At 74.3% G+C, this 20,908-nt stretch carries 19 protein-coding genes; 6 read left to right on the forward strand and 13 right to left on the reverse strand.

Annotated elements, in window-relative coordinates:
• Position 1 precedes the first annotated feature (1 nt).
• Both mtrA and OVA14_RS01335 read right to left on the reverse strand, forming a co-directional pair.
• The gene (gene mtrA / locus OVA14_RS01330) at positions 2-688 is read right to left on the reverse strand and encodes an MtrAB system response regulator MtrA (RefSeq protein ID WP_267504530.1); all 687 of its coding nucleotides are present in this window, start codon (positions 686-688) and stop codon (positions 2-4) included.
• 132 nt (positions 689-820) lie between these two features.
• Positions 821-2,119: an MFS transporter gene (locus OVA14_RS01335; protein ID WP_267504531.1), complete on the reverse strand. Its 1,299-nt coding sequence runs from the start codon at positions 2,117-2,119 to the stop codon at positions 821-823.
• 65 nt (positions 2,120-2,184) lie between these two features.
• Between OVA14_RS01335 and OVA14_RS01340 the strand changes: the two genes are divergently transcribed.
• A complete protein-coding gene (locus OVA14_RS01340; RefSeq protein WP_267504532.1) occupies positions 2,185-2,754 on the forward strand; it encodes an ArsR/SmtB family transcription factor in 570 nt (189 codons plus the stop codon).
• Here OVA14_RS01340 and OVA14_RS01345 read toward each other — a convergent pair.
• From OVA14_RS01345 to rsmA, 4 genes are all read right to left on the reverse strand, one after another.
• Entirely contained in the window at positions 2,751-4,553 is a 1,803-nt protein-coding gene (locus OVA14_RS01345; RefSeq protein WP_267504533.1) for an ABC-F family ATP-binding cassette domain-containing protein, read from the reverse strand. The two genes, OVA14_RS01340 and OVA14_RS01345, sit on opposite strands and share 4 nt — an antisense overlap.
• 259 nt (positions 4,554-4,812) lie before the next feature.
• Positions 4,813-5,736, reverse strand: a complete 924-nt coding sequence (locus OVA14_RS01350; RefSeq protein WP_267504534.1) for a 4-(cytidine 5'-diphospho)-2-C-methyl-D-erythritol kinase — start codon at positions 5,734-5,736, stop codon at positions 4,813-4,815.
• A 101-nt stretch (positions 5,737-5,837) separates the two neighbouring features.
• Positions 5,838-6,353, reverse strand: coding sequence for a hypothetical protein (locus OVA14_RS01355; protein WP_267504535.1), 516 nt, complete (start codon positions 6,351-6,353; stop codon positions 5,838-5,840).
• Positions 6,354-6,379: 26 nt separating this feature from the next.
• Positions 6,380-7,252 carry a 16S rRNA (adenine(1518)-N(6)/adenine(1519)-N(6))-dimethyltransferase RsmA gene (gene rsmA / locus OVA14_RS01360; RefSeq protein WP_267504536.1) on the reverse strand — a complete coding sequence of 291 codons (873 nt, stop codon included), beginning with the start codon at positions 7,250-7,252 and terminating at the stop codon, positions 6,380-6,382.
• A 133-nt stretch (positions 7,253-7,385) separates the two neighbouring features.
• Between rsmA and OVA14_RS01365 the strand changes: the two genes are divergently transcribed.
• On the forward strand, positions 7,386-7,937 hold the full coding sequence (locus OVA14_RS01365; RefSeq protein ID WP_267504537.1) for a hypothetical protein: 552 nt from the start codon (positions 7,386-7,388) through the stop codon (positions 7,935-7,937).
• 68 nt (positions 7,938-8,005) lie between these two features.
• On the opposite strand, the gene OVA14_RS01370 is transcribed toward OVA14_RS01365, so the two are convergent.
• On the reverse strand, positions 8,006-8,938 hold the full coding sequence (locus OVA14_RS01370; RefSeq protein ID WP_267504538.1) for a TatD family hydrolase: 933 nt from the start codon (positions 8,936-8,938) through the stop codon (positions 8,006-8,008).
• A 112-nt stretch (positions 8,939-9,050) separates the two neighbouring features.
• On the opposite strand from OVA14_RS01370, the gene OVA14_RS01375 reads away from it, so the two are divergent.
• A complete protein-coding gene (locus OVA14_RS01375) occupies positions 9,051-9,566 on the forward strand; it encodes a hypothetical protein (RefSeq protein ID WP_267504539.1) in 516 nt (171 codons plus the stop codon).
• Entirely contained in the window at positions 9,563-10,093 is a 531-nt protein-coding gene (locus tag OVA14_RS01380; RefSeq protein ID WP_267504540.1) for a hypothetical protein, read from the forward strand. Before OVA14_RS01375 ends, OVA14_RS01380 begins: the two co-directional genes overlap by 4 nt.
• A 54-nt stretch (positions 10,094-10,147) precedes the next feature.
• Here the strand turns inward: OVA14_RS01380 and metG are convergent, their stop codons facing one another.
• Complete coding sequence (metG, locus tag OVA14_RS01385) at positions 10,148-11,698, reverse strand: methionine--tRNA ligase (protein WP_267504541.1); 1,551 nt, start codon at positions 11,696-11,698, stop codon at positions 10,148-10,150.
• 51 nt (positions 11,699-11,749) lie between these two features.
• On the reverse strand, positions 11,750-12,568 hold the full coding sequence (rsmI, locus tag OVA14_RS01390; protein WP_267504542.1) for a 16S rRNA (cytidine(1402)-2'-O)-methyltransferase: 819 nt from the start codon (positions 12,566-12,568) through the stop codon (positions 11,750-11,752).
• 91 nt (positions 12,569-12,659) lie between these two features.
• Here rsmI and OVA14_RS01395 point away from each other — a divergent pair, with 91 nt between their 5' ends.
• Entirely contained in the window at positions 12,660-14,393 is a 1,734-nt protein-coding gene (locus OVA14_RS01395) for a dolichyl-phosphate-mannose--protein mannosyltransferase (protein WP_267504543.1), read from the forward strand.
• Between the two features lie 142 nt (positions 14,394-14,535).
• Here OVA14_RS01395 and OVA14_RS01400 read toward each other — a convergent pair whose 3' ends face one another.
• Positions 14,536-15,363 carry an aldo/keto reductase gene (locus OVA14_RS01400; protein WP_267504544.1) on the reverse strand — a complete coding sequence of 276 codons (828 nt, stop codon included), beginning with the start codon at positions 15,361-15,363 and terminating at the stop codon, positions 14,536-14,538.
• Positions 15,360-16,520: a bifunctional 2-methylcitrate synthase/citrate synthase gene (locus OVA14_RS01405; RefSeq protein ID WP_267504545.1), complete on the reverse strand. Its 1,161-nt coding sequence runs from the start codon at positions 16,518-16,520 to the stop codon at positions 15,360-15,362. The genes OVA14_RS01400 and OVA14_RS01405 overlap by 4 nt, the downstream gene beginning before the upstream one ends.
• Positions 16,521-16,744: 224 nt before the next feature.
• Here OVA14_RS01405 and OVA14_RS01410 point away from each other — a divergent pair, with 224 nt between their 5' ends.
• Entirely contained in the window at positions 16,745-18,697 is a 1,953-nt protein-coding gene (locus OVA14_RS01410) for a BCCT family transporter (protein WP_267504546.1), read from the forward strand.
• Between the two features lie 60 nt (positions 18,698-18,757).
• Here OVA14_RS01410 and OVA14_RS01415 read toward each other — a convergent pair whose 3' ends face one another.
• Both OVA14_RS01415 and prpB read right to left on the reverse strand, forming a co-directional pair.
• Positions 18,758-19,846, reverse strand: coding sequence for a tRNA-dihydrouridine synthase (locus tag OVA14_RS01415; protein WP_267504547.1), 1,089 nt, complete (start codon positions 19,844-19,846; stop codon positions 18,758-18,760).
• A 154-nt stretch (positions 19,847-20,000) separates the two neighbouring features.
• Entirely contained in the window at positions 20,001-20,906 is a 906-nt protein-coding gene (gene prpB / locus OVA14_RS01420) for a methylisocitrate lyase (protein WP_267504548.1), read from the reverse strand.
• Between the last annotated feature and the right edge of the window lie 2 nt (positions 20,907-20,908).

The following is a 20,908-nucleotide window of genomic DNA, read 5'->3' on the forward strand; positions in this document are numbered from 1 at the left end:
CTCAGCCCTGCGGGGCGCCCGCGCGGTAGCCGACGCCACGGACGGTCGTGACGACCACGGGGTTGTCGACGTCGCGCTCGACCTTGGAGCGCAGCCGCTGCACGTGCACGTTGACGAGGCGCGTGTCGGCCTTGTAGTGGTAGCCCCACACCTGCTCGAGCAGCATCTCGCGCGAGAAGACCTGCTTGGGCTTCGAGGCGAGCGTGACGAGCAGCTCGAACTCGAGCGGCGTGAGCGCGATCGGCGCGCCCTCGCGGCGCACCTGGTGCCCCTCGACGTCGATCTCCAGGTCGGCGACGCGGAGCGTGGACGCCGCGGCCTCCCGGGTGGGCCGCAGGCGCGTGCGGATGCGCGCCACGAGCTCCTTCGGGTTGAAGGGCTTCACGATGTAGTCGTCGGCGCCCGACTCGAGGCCCACGACGACGTCGGTGGGGTCGCCCTTCGCCGTGAGCATGATGATCGGCACGCCCGACTCCTCGCGGAGCTCGGTGCAGATCTGGATGCCGTCCTTGCCGGGCAGCATGAGGTCGAGCAGCACGAGGTCGGGGCGCACCTCGTGGAAGCGGTCGATCGCCTCGCCGCCGTCGGCGCAGAACTCGAGCCCGTAGCCCTCGGCGCTCAGCACGATGCCGATCATCTCGGCGAGCGCGGGGTCGTCGTCGACGACGAGGATCGTCTGCTCCGCCATCGGCGCCCCTCCTGCCGGGTCACGGTGCGACGCGCCGCATCGCGCGGCCGTCGCAGGTCGTCGCCACTGTATCCGCTCGACCTTGGGCCGGGGCGCACGCCGCCTCCGGGAGCCGCCGGAGGCTGCGTGCGCTCACGCGGCCGCGACGGGCCGCTCGGTCGGCCGGGTCGGCAGCTGCCGCATCCGGGCGTACGGGCTCAGCAGCAGCGGCAGGGCGCCGAGGATCGCGACGACCGTGCCGATCCAGATCGCGGGCACCGTGCCGAGCACCGTGCCGAGCCAGCCGGAGACGAGCGCGCCGATGGGCATGACGCCCCAGACGACGAAGCGGATGGACGCATTCATGCGGCCGAGGAGCGGCTTCGGGCAGATCCGCTGGCGGGCGGTGACCTGGACGATGTTGTAGACGAGCACGCCGAAGCCGAGCAGCACCTCGAACGCCACGAGCAGCGGCACGGCCGCGCCCGGGAGCATGGCCGCGAGCGGCAGCAGCGCGGCCGACCCGCAGAAGACGAGCGTCGAGATGCTGAGGGCCGGGCCCTCGCCGATGCGGCGGGCGATGCGGGTGGCGAGCAGGCTGCCCGCGAGGCCGCCGAGCGCGCCGAGCGTCAGGAGCAGGCCGTAGACGGCGGGGTCGAGGCCGAGGATGCGCAGGATGAGGATGGGCGAGAGCGTCATCGCGATCGTCGAGCCGAGGTTCGTGAGCGCGGTGGTGCCGACGATGCGGACGAGGAAGTCGGTGCGGGCGACGAAGCGCAGGCCCTCGCCGATCTCGCGCACGAGGTGCTGCCGCTCGTGCTTGGGGCGCACCTGCTCCCGATCGCGCACGAGCAGCAGGCTGAGGGCGCTGAGGAGGAAGCCGAGGGCGTTGGCCGCCAGCAGCAGCGGCGCCGAGAGCACCGCGAGGAGGCCGCCCGCGACGGCGGGGCCGCCGAGGCGCATGGTCTGCGCGGTGGCCTCGAGGGCGCCGTTCGCGGGGCCGACGTGCTCGTCGCGCACGAGGACCGGCACGAACGACTGGTAGCCGACGTCGAAGAAGACCGTCGCGACGCCGACGACCGCGCCCACGACGAAGAGGTGCCAGATCTCGAGCATGCCCGCGATCCAGAGGAGCGGGATCGTCGCCACGGCGACGACGCGCACGAGGTCGGCGGCGATCATCACGCGGCGCTTGCGCATCCGGTCGAGCCAGGCGCCCGCGGGGAGGCCGACGAGCAGGAACGCGGCGGTCTCGGCGGCGTGGAGGAAGCCCATCTGCGCGTCGGTCGCGTGGAGCATCGTGACCGCGACGATGGGCATGGCGATCGCGGCGAACTGGGCGCCGAGCTGGCTGAGGCCCTGGCCGAGCCAGAACGCGGGGAAGCCGGGCTCGCGCCAGAGGCCGCGGTGGTCGGGCACCGGGGGCGCGATGGGCTCGTGCGGGACGGTCACGAGGCGAGCGTAGCACTGCGATTGGGTTCTCCCAATCGCGTTCCCGGGCGCGGTAGGTTGGGCCCATGACGGATGCTGCGCAGCCCGGCGCGACCGAGCTCACCGCCAAGGCCCGCGCCCTCGCCTCGCCGCTGCGCTGGCGCATCCTGCGCCTGTGCCTCCACGAGCCCCGCACGAACAAGGAGCTCGCCGGGGCCCTCGGCATGAACCCCGGCTCCATGCACCACCACGTGCAGTCGCTCGTCGAGGTCGGCTTCCTCGTCGCCGAGGAGCCGCGCGCCGGCGCGCGCGGCGCCAAGGAGATCCCCTACCGCGCCACGGGCCTCACGTGGCACGGCTCGGAGGCGCCGCTCGTGGGCCCCGTGCTCGTGCAGACCTTCCTCGAGGAGATCCAGGGCGTGCAGCCGGGCGACCTCGAGGTCAGCCGCCTCGGCGTGCGCCTGAGCGCCGAGGACCACGCGGAGTACGAGCGCCGCGCGGGCGAGCTGCTCGAGTGGCTGCGCTCGCGCGACTCCGCCGAGGGCGACCCGTGGTCGTTCCTCGTCGCCGCCCACCCCGACGTGCAGCAGCGGCGGCGCGACGCGGACGGCGCCGCCCCGGATCCCGCCCCGACCGGGCAGGCGCAGCCGGACTAGCCCTCGAGCGCCTCGTGCGCGGCGAGCCACTGCTCCTCGAGCGCGCCGACGCGCTCCTGGGCGGCCGCGAGCTCGGCCTGCAGCGCCGCGAGCGCCGCGTAGTCGCCGTGGTCGGCGGTCTCGAAGCGCGCGACGACCTCCGCCTGCGCCTCGGTGGCCTTCGCGAGCCTCCGGTCGAGGCTCGCGGCCTCCTTCTCGAGCGCGCGGCGCTCGGCACCGCTGAGGCCCGGTGCCGCGGCGGCCGCCGCTTCGGGCGTCGCCGCGTCCTGCGGCTGGGCCGCGCGGCGGCCGACGGAGGCCTCCCCGGCCTGCGCGAGGTACGCATCCACGCCGCCGGGCACGTGCCGCAGGGAGCCGTCGACGACGGCGTACTGCACGTCGGTGACGCGCTCGATGAGGTACCGGTCGTGGCTGACGACGATGAGGCAGCCCGCCCAGGAGTCGAGCACGTCCTCCATCGCGGCGAGCATGTCGGTGTCGAGGTCGTTCGTGGGCTCGTCGAGGATGAGCACGTTCGGCTCGTCGAGCAGGATGAGCAGCAGCTGCAGGCGGCGGCGCTGACCGCCCGAGAGGTCCTTGACGAGCGTCGAGAGCTCGCCCGAGCGGAAGCCGAGGCGCTCGAGCAGCTGGCCGGGGCTCAGCTCCTTGCCGCCGGTCTCGTAGCTCGTGCGGAGGCGCCCGACGACGGTGCGGACGGGCTCGTCCTCGTGCTCGGCGAGCTCGGCGAGCTCCTGGGTGAGCTCGGCGATGCGCACGGTCGAGCCGGTCTTCACGCGGCCGCTCGTGGGCTGCAGGCGGCCGGCGACGAGCGCGAGCAGCGTCGACTTGCCGGCGCCGTTCCGACCGAGGATCCCGGCGCGCTCGCCGGGCGCGATCCGCCAGGTGACGTCGTCGAGGATCCGCCTGCCGCCGAGCTCGACGCCCGCGTCGAGCACGTCGACGACGTCCTTGCCGAGGCGCGTGGCCGCGAGCTGCGCGAGCTGGATCGGGTCGCGCACGGGCGGCTCGTCCTCGATCAGCTGCGTGGCCGCGTCGATGCGGAACTTCGGCTTCGAGGTGCGGGCGGGGGCGCCGCGGCGGAGCCACGCGAGCTCCTTCTTCATGAGGTTCTGGCGCTTCGCCTCGCTCGCGGCGGCCATCCGGTCGCGCTCGACGCGCTGCAGGACGTAGGCCGCGTAGCCGCCCTCGAAGGGCTCGACGATGCGGTCGTGGACCTCCCACGTGCCCGTGCACACGGCATCCAGGAACCAGCGGTCGTGCGTGACGGCGACGAAGGCGCCGCGGCCGGTGGCGTAGCGGGCGTTCAGGTGGTCGGCGAGCCAGGCGATGCCCTGCACGTCGAGGTGGTTGGTGGGCTCGTCGAGGAAGAGCACGTCCCAGTCGCCCGCGAGCAGGTGCGCGAGGGCGACGCGGCGGCGCTGGCCGCCGGAGAGGTCGCCGACGCGGGCGTCCCAGGGCAGGTCGCCGACGAGGCCGGCGATGACGTCGCGGATGCGGGCGTCGCCCGCCCAGTCGTGCTCGTCGCGGTCGCCGACGACCGCGTGGCCCACGGTCGCGTCGCCGTCGAGGGTGTCGCGCTGGTCGAGCACGCCCACGCGGATGCCGCCGCGGCGCGTGACGCGGCCGCTCGTCGGCTCGAGCGTGCCCGCGAGGATGCGGAGCAGCGTCGACTTGCCGTCGCCGTTGCGGCCGACGATGCCGATGCGGTCGCCGTCCTCGAGCCCCAGCGAGATGGAGTCGAACACCGTGCGCGTCGGGAATGCGAGCCCGACCTTCTCGGCCCCCAGGAGATGTGCCATGTCGACTCCATCCTCCCATCCGCCGCGCCACTCCCCCGCCGCGCCGCCCTCCGCCCCCTCCCCCCGGCCGCCCGCCCTGGCCGCCCTGCCGAGTGGCGGCGAATGGTGTCGAGTGGCGGCGATCGGTCGACTGCGGCGGCGAATGACGACCATTCGGCGCCACTCAGCGCCAGATGTCGCCACTCAGCGACGGGAGAGGGGGATCGGAGGCGCGGGGAGGCGCCGCGCGGGCAGGCGCCGCGAGGTCCGGCCCGGCGCGTCAGTCGCAGAGGCGGGCGCCGCCGACCGGGCCCGTGACCTTCACCGCGCGCAGCTGCGCGGCCGAGAGCGAGACCTGCAGCTCGATCGCCGACTCCAGGTCGTCGCAGAGGAACGCGACGGTGGGGCCGGAGCCCGAGACGATCCCCGCGAGGGCGCCGGAGCGCTCGCCGAGCTCGAGCGTGCCCGAGAGGCGCGGCATGAGCCGCAGCGCCGGCGCCTGCAGGTCGTTCTGGAGCGCGTCGGCCAGCATCGAGGCGTCGCCCGCGCGCAGGGCCTGCAGCACGCGCGCCTCGACGACCGGCACGTCGTGCGCGGGCGCGATGTCGGCGGCGTGGACGGCGCGGTGCTCGTCGAGCGCGCGGTAGACGTCGGGCGTCGAGAGCCCGCCCTCCGCGTACGCGAGCACCCAGTGGAACTGGCCCTTCGCGAGCGCCGGGCTCAGGCGGTCGCCGCGGCCCGTGCCGACGGCGGTGCCGCCGGCGAGCGCGAAGGGCACGTCGGCGCCGAGCTCGGCGGCGATCTCGTGGAGCGCCTCGCGGCCGAGGTGCAGGCCCCACAGCTCGTCGCACGCGACGAGCGTGGCCGCGGCGTCAGCGCTGCCGCCGCCCATGCCGCCGGCGATCGGCACGTGCTTCTCGATCGAGAGCGAGACGCCCGTCGTGACGCGGCCGCGCCGCGCGAGCGCCATCGCCGCGCGGATCGCGAGGTTGTCGGCGCCGGTCGAGAGCGCCTCGTGGGCGATGGGGCCCGAGAAGCGCACCGAGAAGTCGTCGGCCGGCGCGGCCTCGACGAACTCGTAGAGGCTCACGGCCTGGTAGGCGGTGGCGACGTCGTGGTAGCCGTCGTCCTGCAGCGCGCCCACCCCGAGGAAGACGTTGATCTTGCCGGGCGCCTTGGCCCGCACCGTGCTCCCTCTCACCACGCCTCGACCCTACTTGGATCGGGCATGCCCTCCTGCACGCGCCCTGGGTGGGGGACACCCGGAGCCGGCCGTGACGACGCCGGGCCGCGTCGCGGTCAAGCTCAGCCGACGGCGTCGAGGAGCGCCTCGAGCGCGGCGCGCGCCGGCTCGAGCGCCGCCTGCGAGGGCAGCCGCTCGAGCGTCGCGGCGACGGGCGTGCCGGAGGCGTTCGGCGCCTGCGCGGCGATCGTGAGCCGCGTGCCGTCCGCGAGCCGCCAGCGCACGTTCGGCTGCGACGCCGCCAGGCTCTCGCCGTGCGCGTCGCCGTGCTGGGCCTCGATCGCGGCGCGCACGCGCGCGAGGGCCTCGAGCCGGTCGCCGGGGAAGGTGCGGGTGCGGCTCGTGGCGAAGGTGCCGTCGGTGCGCTGCCCGGGAGCGCGGCCCTGGTGCGCCTGCTCGAAGTCGATCGCGATCCCCTGCGCCCACCAGCCGTCGACGCCCTGCTCGTCGACGAGCCAGCGGGCGATGCGCGCGTGCGGCCACATCTTCGCGCCGGCCTCGAGCAGCAGCGCCCGCCATCCCTCGTGATCGCGGCCCGTCGCCGCGCGCACGGCCTCCGGTCCCTTGCTCTGCGCCATCGACCGTGCCATGCGTCCTCCGCGGGTCAGTCGCGCAGCTGCTGCGCGATCCGGATGAAGTCGGGCAGGGCGAGCGCCTCGCCGCGATCGGTGGGGGCGACGTCGGCCGCCTCGAGCGCCGCGGAGGCCTCGGCCGACGAGCCGAAGAGCCCCGAGAGCGCCTGCCGCAGCATCTTGCGGCGCTGGCCGAAGGCGGCGTCGATGACGCGGAAGGCCCGGCGGCGCAGCGCCTCGTCGCCCATCGACGGCCCGCGGCGGAAGCCGACGAGCACGGAGTCGACGTTCGGCACCGGCCAGAAGATCTGGCGCGAGACGTCGCCCTCGAGCGCCCACGGCCCCCACCACGCGACCTTCGCGCTCGGCGAGCCGTAGACCTTCGAGCCCGGCTGCGCCGCGAGGCGGTGGCCGACCTCGGCCTGCACCATGACGAGCGCCCGCTCGACGCTCGGGAAGCGCTCGAGCAGGTGGATGAGCACGGGCACCGAGACGTTGTAGGGGAGGTTCGCGACGATCGCGCGCGGTTCGTGCGGCAGCGCCTCGATCGTGAGCGCGTCGTGGTGCACGACCTCGAGCCGCGCCTCCGGCTGCTTCGCCCCGACCGTCTCGGGCAGCAGGGTCGCGAGCCGCTCGTCGATCTCGACGGCCGTGACGCGGCAGCCGGCCTCCGTGAGGCCGAGCGTCAGCGAGCCGAGGCCCGGGCCGACCTCGACGACGTCGAGGCCGGCGACGTCGGCGGTGCGGACGATGCGGCGCACCGTGTTGGCGTCGTGCACGAAGTTCTGGCCCCAGCGCTTCGTGGGCGTGAGGTCGAGCGAGGCCGCGAGGCGGCGGATCTCGGCGGCGCCCAGGAGGGCATCGGCGGCCCGCGCGTCGCGGGCCGGGATCGTCTCGTCGCTCACGCGGCAAGCCTACGCGGGGCGGGGCCGCTCCCCGCCCGCGCTCCCCCGCCGCCCAGTCGCCCTCCAGGCCGCAGCGGCACGATGGGAGGCCACGCACACCGCGCCACGACGGCGCACCCTGGACGGAGGCGCCATGCGCACCACGCACCTCGGCCTCGCGGCCGCCGCCGCGCTCGCCCTGCTCGTCACCGGCTGCGCCTCGGCCCAGCCGGGCGGCACGACCGCGCCCACCACGACCGCCGATCCCGCGCCCACCGAGATCGCGCCCACCGAGACGGCGCCGCCCGCGCCCACCGACGACGGCGACGACGACGCGGCCGGCACGCCCATCCCCGACGACCGGCTCGCGGGGCTCGACGTCATGGACGCCGTCTCGACCGACGGCGCCGCCGCCATGTGGGCGGAGCCGGGCACCTCGCTCGCCGTCTTCATCGGCGGGTCCGGCTCGAGCGCCTGCGTGCCCGCACCGGAGTCGGCCGAGGTCGAGGACGGCACGATCGTCGTCGAGTTCGAGGCGCCCGACCTCGCCGCGATCTCCTGCACGGCCGACTTCCGCGTCTACGGCTGGACCTTCCCCGTCGAGGTCGACGCGAGCGGCCCGGTCGACGTGCGCGTCGAGGGGCTGAGCCCCGCCGACGACCAGGTGGTCGAGCTCACGGTCGCCCCGGAGGCCGTGCTCCCCTGATCACCGGGGTCGGCGCCGTCGTCGGCGCCTGCACCTCGCGCGGGCGGCCCGCGCGGCGGACGCCGCGATCAGTCCCAGCTGCCGTAGGCGCGCACCGTGTTCTCGGCCGTGATGGCCGCGAGCTCGTCGGCCTCGATGCCGAGCCGCTCCGCGATCGCGCGCACGGTGACGGGCACGAGGTAGGGGCTGTTGGGGCGGCCGCGGTAGGGCGTGGGCGTCAGGAACGGCGCATCGGTCTCGACGAGGATGCGGCTGCGGTCGGCGACCTCGAGCGCCCGGTGCAGGTTCTTCGCGCTCGAGAAGGTGGCGGTGCCCGAGAACGAGAGGTACCAGCCGTGCTCGGCCGCGACGCGCGCGAGGTGCTCGTCGCCCGAGAAGCAGTGGAACACCGTCGTCTCCGGCGCCCCGACGCGCAGCAGCGTCTCGACCACCTCGTCGTGCGCATCCCGGTCGTGGATCTGCAGGGCGACGCCGTGCCGCTTCGCGACGTCGATGTGCGCCTCGAACGACTCGTGCTGCGCGCGGCGCCCGTCGTCGCCCGTGCGGAAGAAGTCGAGCCCCGTCTCGCCGACGGCGCGCACGCGCGGCTGCGCGGCGAGCCCGTCGATCGTGGCGATCGCCTCGAGGAGCGTGCCCGCCTCGGCGTAGCCGGGCGCCTCGTTCGGGTGGATCGCGACGGCCGCGAGCACGCGCGCATCCTGCGCGGCGAGCGCGGCCGACCAGATCGACGACTCCACGTCGCCGCCCACCTGGATGACGCCCGCGATGCCCACGGAGGCCGCGAGCGCGAGCGCCTCGCCGTAGGCGGGGGCCTCGCCGTCGCGGATCTCGAGGTGCGCGTGGTTGTCGTACGTCGCGACGCCCAGCGGCTCCGGCAGCGGCGGCCGCGTGCGGTCGCGGCGCCCGTCGTCGAAGCGCTCGCGGATGTACTCGCCGCCGGGGAGCACGGCCGCCGTCGGGGCGTCGGTGAGGGGCGCGGTTCCGTCGTCGCTCGTGGCCATGCCACAAGCCTAGGAGCGCCGACGATGAGCGGAGGCTGAGGCGGCGTCCAGCGCGCACCCCGGATCCGGTGCCACGATGGAGCGACCCCACCCCACAGGAGGATCCTGCGGCATGCTCCACCGCCTCTCGCTCCCCGTCGCCCTCGCCGCGGCGCTCGCCCTCGCCGGCTGCTCGCCGACCGGCGGCGCCGCGCCCGTCGATCCGGGCGGCAGCGCCCAGGCGCCGCAGACGGCGCAGGAGCCCGCGGCGGAGAGCTCGGCGGCCATGGACCAGCAGGCGCTCTCGCTCGACTCGGGCGTCGCGGGCGTGCCCGCCGGCAGCGGCGCGTCGATCGACGACGTGCTCCGCGGCGGGGCCATCGCGATGTGGACGGCCGAGCCCGGCACCTTCACGCTCACCGTGCCCGCCTCCTCGACCTGCATCCCCAGCGTGTTCGGCGCAGAGGCCGTGAGCGCCTCGCAGATCGCCGTCGAGCTGGTCGCGGGCGCGGGCCCGTGCCCCGCGCCCGACGAGGCGCGCACCTACGAGCTCCGCGTGCCCGACGGCGCCGACGCCTCCGGCGGCCTCGAGATCCTGGTCGGGGGCATCGAGGACGCGCCGTCGACGATCGCGCTGCCGGCGCCATGAGGCCCCGCCGCCTCGCGCTCGCCGCCGCCCTCGCGCTCCCCGCACTCGTGCTCGCGGGCTGCGCGCCGGGCCTCTTCGACCCCACGACCCCCACGGCCGTCGACGAGGCGCCGTGGGCGGGCGGCACCCCCTCCTCCACGCCCGGGGCGTCGACGCCCGCCGATCCCGCGCCGTCGGCGTCCGACGCCGACGGCGGGGCGGAGGCGGATCCGCAGCCGAGCGAGGTCGGGGGCCCGGGATCGTCGGCGGACCCCTCGGTGCCGCCCTCCGCGGTCGACGACGGCCCTGCGCTCGTCGAGCGCTCCGGGTTCCTCGTGCTCGCGCTGCCCGCCCGCGAGGGCTGCGAGCCGCTCCTGGGCCGCATCGTGCAGGAGCCCGCGACCTGGACGGTGCAGATGCTCGTGCAGCCGGGATCCGCGTGCAGCGGCGGCGCGACCGTCGCGACCTACCCGCTGCCGGGCGGCGACCGGCCGCAGGAGGTCGTCGTCGACCTCGGCGGCGAGCGCACGACGCTCGACGTGCCCTAGGCACGGGGCGTCGCGACGCGCGCGGCCGCGCCGCGCGCCTCGACCGGCCGCGCGTCAGCTCGCGGGCGTCGCCTGCTCGATCCGCGGGAACAGCGGCGGCACGGTCGTGACGCGGCCCGTGCCCTGCCAGCGGTGGGCCTCGTGGATCGGCTGCGCCGTCACCTCGCCCTCGCCGCCCACGGCGGCCCACAGCCGCTGCGCGGTCGTGGGCATCACGGGGGCGAGCAGGATGGCTGCCGTGCCGATGCCGTGCACGTTCGAGGCGAGGACGGCGGCGAGGCGCTCCTGCTGCGCGTCGTCCTTCGCGAGCACCCACGGCGCCTGCTCGGTGATGTAGCCGTTCAGGCGCTCGACGATGCCCATCGCGGCGTCGACGGCCTCGTCGATCGCGAAGCGGTCGATCGCCGCCTCCGCGGTCTCGACGGCCCGCTCCGCGAGCGCCGCGATCTCGGCGTCCGGCGCGGCCTCCGGCACGACGCCGTCGCAGTACTTGTGCACCATCGCGATGACGCGAGAGGCGAGGTTGCCGAGGCCGTTCGCGAGCTCCGCGTGGTAGCGGGCGTCGAGGTCCTCCCACGAGAACGAGCCGTCGGAGCCGAACGCGATCGCCGACATGAAGTAGTAGCGGAACGCGTCGACGCCGAAGACGTCGGTGATCTGCCGCGGCTCGATGCCCGTCGCCTTCGACTTCGACATCTTCTCGCCGCCCACGAGCAGCCATCCGTGCCCGAAGACGTGGTCCGAGATCGGGAGGCCCGCCGCCATCTGCATCGCCGGCCAGATGACGGCGTGGAAGCGCGCGATGTCCTTGCCGACGATGTGCGTGGCCGGCCAGCGGCGCTCGAACCGCTCGTCGTCGACGCCGTAGCCGATCGCGGTGATGTAGTTCAGCAGCGCCTCGAACCAGACGTAGACGACGTGCGTCTCGTCCCACGGCACCTTGATGCCCCAGTCGAAGGTGTTGCGGCTGATCGACAGGTCGGTGAGGCCCTGCTTGACGAACTGGCGCACCTCGTTGCGCACGTGCTCGGGCTGCACGTAGTCGGGCCGCTCCTCGTAGAGCGCGAGGAGGCGGTCGCCGAACTCGGAGAGCTTGAAGAAGTAGTTGGCCTCGCGCACCGTCTCGGTGGGGCGCGAGTGGATCGCGCACACCTGCTGGCCCTCGTACTCGCCCGTGCCGGGCACGAGGTCGTTCGGGGTCTTGTACTCCTCGCAGCCCACGCAGTACTGGCCCTCGAACTCGCCGTGGTAGATGTACCCGGTCTCCTTGAGCCGCTCGAGGAAGATGCGCACGCCCGCCTTGTGGCGCTCGCTCGTGGTGCGGATGAAGTCGTCGTTCTGGATGTCGAGCAGCTCGAGCTGCGGCTTCCAGGCCGACTCGACCAGCCGATCGGTCCACTCCTGCGGCGTCGTGCCGTTCGCGACCGCGGTGCGCATGATCTTCTGGCCGTGCTCGTCGGTGCCCGTGAGCATCCAGGTGTCGTCGCCGCGCATCCGGTGCCAGCGCGCGAGCACGTCGGTGGCGACCTCGTTGTAGGCGTGGCCGATGTGGGGCACGTCGTTGACGTAGTAGATCGGCGTCGTCACCGTGAAGCGGGCAGGCATGCCCCCAATCCTACGGAGGCCGCGGCGCATGTGACGCCGTGCTTCGCCCGACTACGGCCGCGGCGCCGCGAGCGCCGCCTGGTACAGCGCGTTCCGCGCGTGGCCCGTCGCCTCCGCGACCTCGGCCGCCGCGTCCTTCAGGCGCATCCCGGAGGCGCGGAGCGCGAGCACCTGCGCGACGGCCGCCGCCTCGTCGGCGAGCACGGGCTCCGCCCCGGCGAGCACGAGCACGATCTCGCCCTTCACGCCCGCCTGCGCCCACGGCAGGAGCTCGGCCGCGGTGCCGCGGCGCACCTCCTCGAAGCGCTTCGTGAGCTCGCGGCAGACGGCCATCGGCCTGCCGGGCATGGCGCGGCCGATCGCCTCGATCGACTCCGCGAGCCGGTGCGGCGCCTCGAACAGCACGAGCGTGCGCTCCTCGCGCGCGACGCCCGTCAGGTAGCGGTCGCGCTCGGCGCCCTTCCGCGGCAGGAAGCCGTCGAAGGCGAAGCGGTCGGTCGCGAGGCCCGAGAGCGCGAGCGCCGTGAGCACCGCGGAGGGCCCCGGCAGGCACGTGACCGCGACGTCGGCGGCGACCGCGGCCTGCACGAGGCGGTACCCGGGGTCGGAGACCGTGGGCATGCCCGCGTCGGTGAGCACGAGGACGTCCTCCTCGCGCGCTCGCTCGACGAGCCCGACGGCGGCTGCGGCCTCGTTGTGCTCGTGGAGGGCGACGAGCTGCGGCTGCGCGTCGATCCCGAGCGCGCGCAGCAGCTGGCGCGTCGTGCGGGTGTCCTCGGCCGCGACGACCGGCGCGCTCGCGAGCGCCTCCCGCAGCCTGCCGCTCGCGTCGCCCAGGTTGCCGATGGGCGTCGCGCCGAGGATGATCACGCCGCCGATGGTAGCGAGGCGCAGCCGCGCGGCGGGCGCGCGGACCGCGCAGCGCGGCGGACGCGGAAGCGGCGTCTGGGATGATCGCCCGGTGACGAACCCCGGCGACCGCGACCCCGACGACGGCCGCGACCGCGAGGGCGCCGGAGCCCCGGAGCACGCGGGCGTCGCCGTCGCCGATGCCCCGGCCGCCGAGGCTCCGCGGCGATCGCGCGCGTCGGAGCGCCTCGACCGAGTCGCCGAGCGCTTCGGCCGCGTCGAGGCCGCGCTCTCGCGCCCCGCGGTCGTGCGCCGGCTCGAGGTCGGCGCGCCGCTCGCGATCGTCGCGCTCGCGGCGGTGCTGCGCCTCACCGCCCTCGGGCATCCCCCCATCCTCGTCTTCGACGAGACCTACTACGTCAAGGACGCCTTCTCCACCTGGCAGCTCGGCTACGAGGGCGAGTGGACCGAGGACGCGAACGCGCGCTTCGAGGCGGGGGACGCGAGCGGCCTCACGACCGTCGCCGACTACGTCGTGCACCCGCCGCTCGGCAAGTGGATCATCGGTGCGGCGATGGCGGCGTTCGGCATCGCGGACCCCGCGATGTGGCGCCTCCCGACCGCGATCATGGGCGTGCTGCTCGTCGCGCTCACCTACGCGATCGCGCGCGGCCTCACCCGGTCGGTCGCCTTCGCCTCGCTCGCGGCGCTCTGGCTCGCGATCGACGGGTTCGCGATCGTCATGAGCCGCACGGCGCTGCTCGACGGGGTGCTCGCGACGCTCGTACTCGCGGGCGCCGGTGCGCTGCTGCTCGACCGCAGGGGCTCGCCCGCGCGCACGGTGCGGGCCCTCGCGGCGGCGCCGCGCAGGTTCGGCGCGGCGATGTGGTCGCGGCCGTGGCTCGTCGTGGCGGGCGTGCTGCTCGGCGCCGCGTGCGCGACGAAGTGGTCCGGGGCCGCCTTCGTCGCGGCCTTCGGCCTCTGGTCGGTGCTCATGGACGTCCTCGACCGGCGCCGCGCGGGCTTCCGGCACCCCTGGATCGGCACGCTCCTCACGCAGGCGCCCGTGAGCTTCGTGCTGCTCGTCGTGCCCGTCGTGGTCGTCTACGTCGCCTCCTACGCCGGCTGGTTCGACGGAGGCTGGGGCTCGCAGCTGCTCGTCGACCGTCCCGACCTGCGCTGGACCGGCCTGCTCGCCTGGGTGCCGCTGGGCCTCCAGGCGCTGTGGGCGTACCACGCGCAGCAGCTGGGCTTCCACGTGGGCCTCACCAGCGAGCACGCCTACGAGTCGCCCGCGATCCAGTGGCTGTGGCTCGGCCGCCCGACCGCGTTCGAGAGCGAGTCGGCCGACGGCTCGGTGTGGTGGATCACGGCGCTGCCGAACCTGGTGGTCTGGTACGCCGCCGTCGTCGCGCTCGGCTTCCTGCTCTTCCACCTGGGCCGCGCGCTCGACCGGCGCGCGGGCTTCGTGCTCGTGGGCGTCCTCGCGGGCTACGCCCCCTGGCTCGCCTTCCCCGATCGCACGATCTTCTTCTTCTACGCGATCGTCTTCCTGCCGTTCCTCGTCATCGGGCTCGCGCTCGCGCTGCAGCAGCTCGTGGGGCCGCGGCGGCTCGTCGCCGTCGCCCCGACGGCGCTCGAGCGCGACCTCGAGCGCGCCGTGCCGGATGCCGCAGGCCTGGAGGCGCACGAGTCCCTCCAGCGCCGCGCGGCCGGCTGGGCCGTCATCGCGCTGCTCCTGCTGCTCAGCGTGCTCGCCCTGCTCTGGTACGCGCCGGTCGCCTACGGCATGTGGCTGCCCGCCGATGCGATGCGCTTCCGGTTCTGGCCGCCCACCTGGCCCTGACCCCGGCGCGCGATCGGCGCGCCCGGTGGGGCTGCGCGGGCCGCGAGGCGCACTGCGCGGCTCGCGCCCCGCTCCGCCCGATCGAGCGGGGACGCGACGACGCCCCCGCCGATCGGCGGGGGCGTCGAGCGTGCTGGATCGGTCAGGCGACCTCGGCCGGGTCGGCCGAGACGCGCCCCGCCGCGCCCTGGTCGAGCGCGTCGATCGCCGCGAGGTCGTCGGCCGTCAGCTGCACCGACGCGGCGGCGAGGTTCTCCTCCATGCGCTCGCGGCGGTTCGACTTCGGGAACACGATGCGGCCCGACTGCAGGTGCCAGGCGATGAGCGCCTGCGCCCACGAGACGCCGTGGCGCTCGGCGATCTCGCCGACGACGGTCGACGCGTAGTCGACCTTGCCCTGGCCGAGCGGGCCCCAGGCCTCGATCTTCACGTCGTGCTGCGCCGAGAGCTCGGTGGCGGCGCGCTGCTGGAACTGCGGATGCAGCTCGATCTGGTTCACGGCGGGCACGATGCCCGTCTCGAGGATCTCGGGCAGGTAGCGCTCGTCGAAGTTCGAGACACCGATCGAGGTCGTCAGGCCCTCGTCGCGGAGCGACGCGAGCGTCTGCCAGGTCTCCACGGGGCTGCCGTTGGCGGGCGTCGGCCAGTGGATGAGGTACAGGTCGACGCGGTCGAGGCCCAGCTTCTCGAGGCTCTCGCCGAGCGCCGCGCGGGCCTCTGCCTCGCCGCGGCGGTCGTTCCAGAGCTTCGTCGTGACGAAGAGCTCGTCGCGCGCGATGCCCGACTTCGCGAGCGCCGCGCCGACGCCCTCCTCGTTGCCGTAGATGGCGGCGGTGTCGATGTGCCGGTACCCGGCCTCGAGCGCGTCGGTGACGATGCGCTCGGTCTCGGCCGGGTCGACCTTGAAGACGCCGAAGCCGAGCTGCGGGATGGTGCGGCCGTCGTTCAGCGTGAGCGTGGAGATGGTCATGCTTCCTCCTCGATGGTGGACGTGTCCTCGGGCAGGTCTGCCTGCGAGACGCCCTCGACATGACGCTCGGCGGGGCCGATGTATTCCGAGAGCGGGCGGATGAGCGCGTTGTCGGCGCGCTGCTCGACGATGTGCGCCGTCCAGCCGACGACGCGCGCGGCCACGAACAGCGGCGTGAAGATCGGCACGTCGAAGCCGATGAGCGCGTAGGCGGGGCCGGACGGGAAGTCGAGGTTGGGCTTGATGGGCTTGCGGTCGGCCATGGCCTGCTCGAGCGCGTCGTAGATGTCGAGCACCTCCTGCGCCTCGTAGTGCTCGACGAGCCGCACGAGGCCCGCGCGCATCGTGGGCACGCGCGAGTCGCCGTTCTTGTAGACGCGGTGGCCGAAGCCCATGATCGTGCGCTTGGAGTCGAGCGCCTCCTGCATCCAGGCGTCGGCGCGATCGGCCGAGCCGACCTCGCGGAAGACGTCCATGACGGCCTCGTTGGCGCCGCCGTGCAGGTGGCCCTTGAGCGCGCCGATCGCGCCCGTGACGGCCGAGTACAGGTCGGCGAGCGTCGAGGTGATGACGCGCGCCGTGAACGTGGAGGCGTTGAAGGAGTGCTCGGCGTAGAGCACCATCGACTGGTTGAAGGCGTCGACGACCGTCGGGTGGGCCTCCTCGCCGAACGACATCCAGAGGAAGTTCGCGGCGTAGTCGAGGTCGGCGCGCGGCGGCACGAGCGCCTGGCCGTTGCGGCGACGCTGCTCGTAGGCGACGATCGCCGGCAGCACCGCGTAGAGGCGGAAGGCCTTCTCGAGGTCGGCCTCCGGGTCGTCGGCCTTCGGGTCGTTCGCGCCGACGATGCTCACGGCGGTGCGGACGACGTCCATGGGATGCGCGGTCTCGGGCAGCGCGTCCATGACCTGCTTGACGGTGTCGGGCAGGGCGCGCAGCTCGCGCTCGCGGTCGCGGAGCGCGGCGAGCTCGGCCTCGGTGGGCAGCTCGCCGTGCCACAGGAGGTAGGCGACCGCCTCGAAGGGCTGCGTCGCGGCGAGCTCCTGCACGGGGTAGCCGCGGTACAGCAGCGAGTTCGTCTCGGGGTTGACCTTCGAGATCTCGGTGGTGTCGGCGTAGACGCCCGCGAGCCCCTTCTTGATGTCGTGCTCGGCCATGATGCTCCTCGCTGAACGCCGTGGGTGTGGTGGGCTGGCGGCAGCCAGGAGGATGCCCCGACCTGCGCCGGATCGACCCTACGGCACCGCGGCTGGTGGCCTCCGGCGAGGTCACGATCGCGTGACGATCGCGGTCGCTCCCCGGTGGCTCCCACGACCCGCCGGTACCGTTGCCGGCTGGTCCGCGAGGACCGAGCCCTGCCCATCGAACGGAAGACAGCACCATGGCCGAGAGCCATCCGCCCACGCCCGAGCATCGACGCACCCCCGTGCGGCAGGTCATCAGGGAGGTGACGGAACCGGGGCTCGTCCACCCCGCGCTCATCCCGGGCATCGGGGTCGAGCGCACCGGCCGCGCCTTCCCCACGAACTGGCTCGTCTTCGCGGTCGCGGGGGCGCTCGTGCTGGCCGTGATCGTCTGGGGCATCGTCGCCCCCGACAGCATCCAGGCCGCCGGATCCGCCTCGCTCACGTGGGTCGCCGACACCTTCGGGTGGATGTTCGGCGCCCTCACGATCGCCGTCACCGTCTTCATGCTCTTCGTCGGCTACGGCCGCACCGGCGGCATCCGCCTCGGGGCCGACGACGAGGCGCCCGAGTTCTCGACCGTCTCGTGGATCGCGATGCTCTTCTCGGCAGGCATCGGCATCGGCCTGCTCTTCTACGGGCCGATGGAGCCGCTCACCTTCTTCAACGCGCCGCCCCCGGGGTTCGACGTGGAGCCCGGCACGGTCGAGGCGATGCACGACGCGCTCGCGCAGACGATCCTCCACTGGGGCCCGATGGCGTGGGCGTACTACGCGCTCGTCGGCGGCGCGATCGCCTACATCGCCTACCGCCGCGGGCGCTCCCCGCTCATCTCGGCCATCTTCGTGCCCATCTTCGGCCGTCGCACCGAGGGGCCGCTCGGCTCGATCATCGACGTCTTCGCGATCGTCGTGACCCTCGGCGGCACCGCCATCTCGCTCGGCATCGGCGCGCTGCAGATCGGCCGCGGCGTCGAGATCGTGACCGGCATCGGCCCGGTGGGCAACGGCTTCATCATCGGCACGATCGCGGTGCTGACCGCCGCCTTCGTCGTCTCGGCCGTCTCGGGCATCAAGCGCGGCATCCGGGCGCTGTCGAACATCAACATGGTCATCGCGGGCGTGCTCGGCGTCTTCGTGCTCGTCGCGGGGCCGACGCTGCTCATCCTCAACCTGCTGCCGTCGACGGTCGTCGCGTTCTTCTCGGAGCTCGGCACCATGCTCGTGCGCAACCCCGCGCAGGGCGAGGACACTGCGAGCTTCCTCTCGGCGTGGACGACCTACTACTGGGCGTGGTGGGTGTCGTGGACGCCGTTCGTCGGCATGTTCGTCGCGAAGATCTCGCGCGGCCGCACGCTCCGCGAGTTCGTCACGGTCGTCGTGGTCGTGCCCTCCGTCGTCTGCCTCGTGTGGTTCACGATCGTCGGCGGCACCTCGATGTGGATGGAGCAGCAGGGCCTCGGCATCAGCGAGTCGGGCTCCTCGGAGGCCATGCTCTTCGCGGTGCTGAACAACCTGCCGCTCGGCACGATCACGTCGATCCTCGCGCTCGTCTCGATCGTCGTGTTCTTCGTGACCTCTGCCGACTCCGCCTCGATCGTCATGGCCTCGATGAGCCAGCAGGGCCGACCGGAGCCGACGCGCTGGGTGACGATCACGTGGGGCCTGCTGCTCGGCCTCGTCGCGGGCGTGCTCCTGGTCGCGGGCGGCGCGACGGCGCTCGGCGGCCTGCAGTCGCTCATGGTGGTGTCGGCGCTGCCCTTCGCCTTCGTCGTGATCGGCGTCATGGTCGCCTGGGCGATCGACCTGCGCACCGATCCCTACGTGCTGCGTCGGAAGTACGCGAAAGCGGCCATCGCGCAGGGCGTCCGGATCGGCATCGAGCAGCACGGCGACGACTTCGTCTTCGGCGCGAGCTCGGTCGACGCTCAGCAGGGCGCTGGCGCGTGGCTCGACTCCGAGGACCCCGCGCTCACCGACTGGTACACGGACGCCACGACCGGCGCGGTCGACGTGGTGACCGCGCCGGACGTCGAGCGCACCCTCGAGCCGCGACGGGTGCAGCCGCGCGGCGACATGCCCGAGCGAGCCGCCTCGGGCGAGGCCTCGACGGTCGTCGGCGAGCGCAGCGGCGAGGCCGAGCGGCCCTAGCCCTCGCGACGGCGGAGGGCCGAGGGAGCGATCCCTCGGCCCTCCGCCGCGCGGTGCGGCTCAGCGCGCGGCGGCGACGGCTGCCGGGCGCGAGCGGGCGCGCGTGTACTGCACGGGCCACGCGGAGCCCTCGGGGGCGCCGTCGAGCTCGGCCTCGGCGAGCAGCGCCCAGTGGGGGTTCCGCAGGAGGCCGCGGGCGAGCATGATCGCGTCGGCGCTGCCCTCGGCGAGCGTGCGCTCGGCGAGCTCGACGTCGTCGAGCATCCCGACCGCCGCGACGGGCGCACCGGTGGCGGCGCGCACGGCCTCGGCGAGCGGCACCTGGTAGCCGGGCCCCACCTCGATGCGCTGGCGCGGGTCGAGCCCGCCGGAGGAGATGTCGAGCCAGTCGGCGCCCGCCTCGAGGGCGACGCGCGCGTGCTCGGCCGTCATCGCCTCGTCGATGCCGCCCTCCACCCAGTCCTGCGCCGAGAAGCGCACGAGGATCGCGGCGTCGGGCGCCGCGGCGCGCACGGCCTCCACCACGCGGCGCAGCAGCAGCGTGCGCTCCCCCCAGGCGTCGGTGCGGTCGTTGACGAGCGGCGAGAGGAACTGGTGGATGAGGTAGCCGTGGGCGGCGTGCACCTCGAGGGCGACGAAGCCGGCCTCGAACGCGCGCCGGGCGGCGTCGCCGAAGGCGGCCACGACCTCCTCGACCTCCTCCGAGGTCATCGCGCGAGGGGCGGCGTACTCGCTGAACGCGGCGTCGGTGGCGCCGAGCGACTGCCAGCCGCCCTCGGCCTCGGGCACGGAGCCGCGGCCCGACCACTCGCGGAACGTCGAGGCCTTCCGGCCCGCGTGCGCGAGCTGCATCGCGGGCAGCGCGCCGTGCGCTCGGATGCGGGCGGCGATGGGCGCCCAGGCACCGGCCTGCTCGTCGTTCCAGATGCCGGCGTCCCACGGCGAGATGCGCCCCTCGGGCAGCACCGCCGCGGCCTCGGTCATCGCGAGGCCCACGCCGCCGCGGGCGAAGGAGGCGAGGTGCTCGAGGTGCCACGCGGTGGGCACGCCGTCCTGCGCCTCGCACGAGTACTGGCACATCGGCGCGAGCCAGACGCGGTTGCGGACCTCGAAGGGGCCGACCTGGACGGGGCTGAAGAGCAGGCTCATGGGTTCCTCTCGTGACGCGTGCGGGGCACTCGGAGGCCAACGCGCCCGCCCCGCCGATGCTTCCCGCGACCGTCTCAACCGGTTCTGTGGTCAGCAGATGGGACTATCGCGTCCGCCGACCACAGGACCGGTTGAGCATCAGCGACGGCGCGGGTCAGTGGGCGCCGGGCACCTCGAAGTCGAACAGGCGCGAGTCGAAGGCGCTGTAGGCGGCGTAGTCGTTCAGCTCGTAGAGCCGCGCGCGCGTCTGCATGCGCGGCACGGCGCCCTCGAGCGTGCCGGTCTCGCGCAGGCCCTCGAGCTCCCGCTCGATCGCGCCCATCGCGATGCGCAGGAGCGACACCGGGTGGATCACGATGTTCACGCCGACGTCGGCCAGCTGCGCGTGCGTGAACAGCGCGCTCTTCCCGAACTCCGTCATGTTCGCGAGGATCGGCACGTCGACGGCCGCGCGGATCGCCGCGAACTCCTCGAGCGAGGCCATCGCCTCCGGGAAGATCGCGTCGGCGCCCGCGGCCTCGAGCGCCTTCGCGCGGTCGATCGCCGCCGCCATCCCCGCGACGCCGCGGATGTCGGTGCGCGCCATGATCACGAGCCCCGCGTCGCGCCGCGCCGCGACGGCCGCCGCGATGCGCTGCACCGCGACGTCCTGGCCCACGACCTCCTTGCCGTCGAGGTGGCCGCACCGCTTGGGGTTGACCTGGTCCTCGAGGTGGAGGCCCGAGACACCTGCGTCCTCGAGCTCCTGCACGGTGCGCGCCACGTTCATCGCCTCGCCGAAGCCGGTGTCGGCGTCGATGAGGGTCGGGAGGTCGGTCATGCGCGAGACCTCGCGGCCCCGCTGCGCGACCTCGGTGAGCGTCGTGAGGCCGATGTCGGGCAGGCCGAGCTCGGCCGCCATCACGGCGCCGGAGATGTACGCGCCCTCGAAGCCGAGCTCCTGGATGAGCGGCGCCGAGAGCGGCGTGAAGGCGCCCGGGAAGCGCTGCAGCGCGCCGGAGGCGAGGCCGGCGCGGAGCGCCTGCCGCTTCTCGGCGGGCGTGCGGGTGGTGGAGAGCATCC

It is taken from the genome of Agrococcus sp. SL85 (assembly GCF_026625845.1).
Classification (GTDB): Bacteria; Actinomycetota; Actinomycetes; order Actinomycetales; family Microbacteriaceae; genus Agrococcus.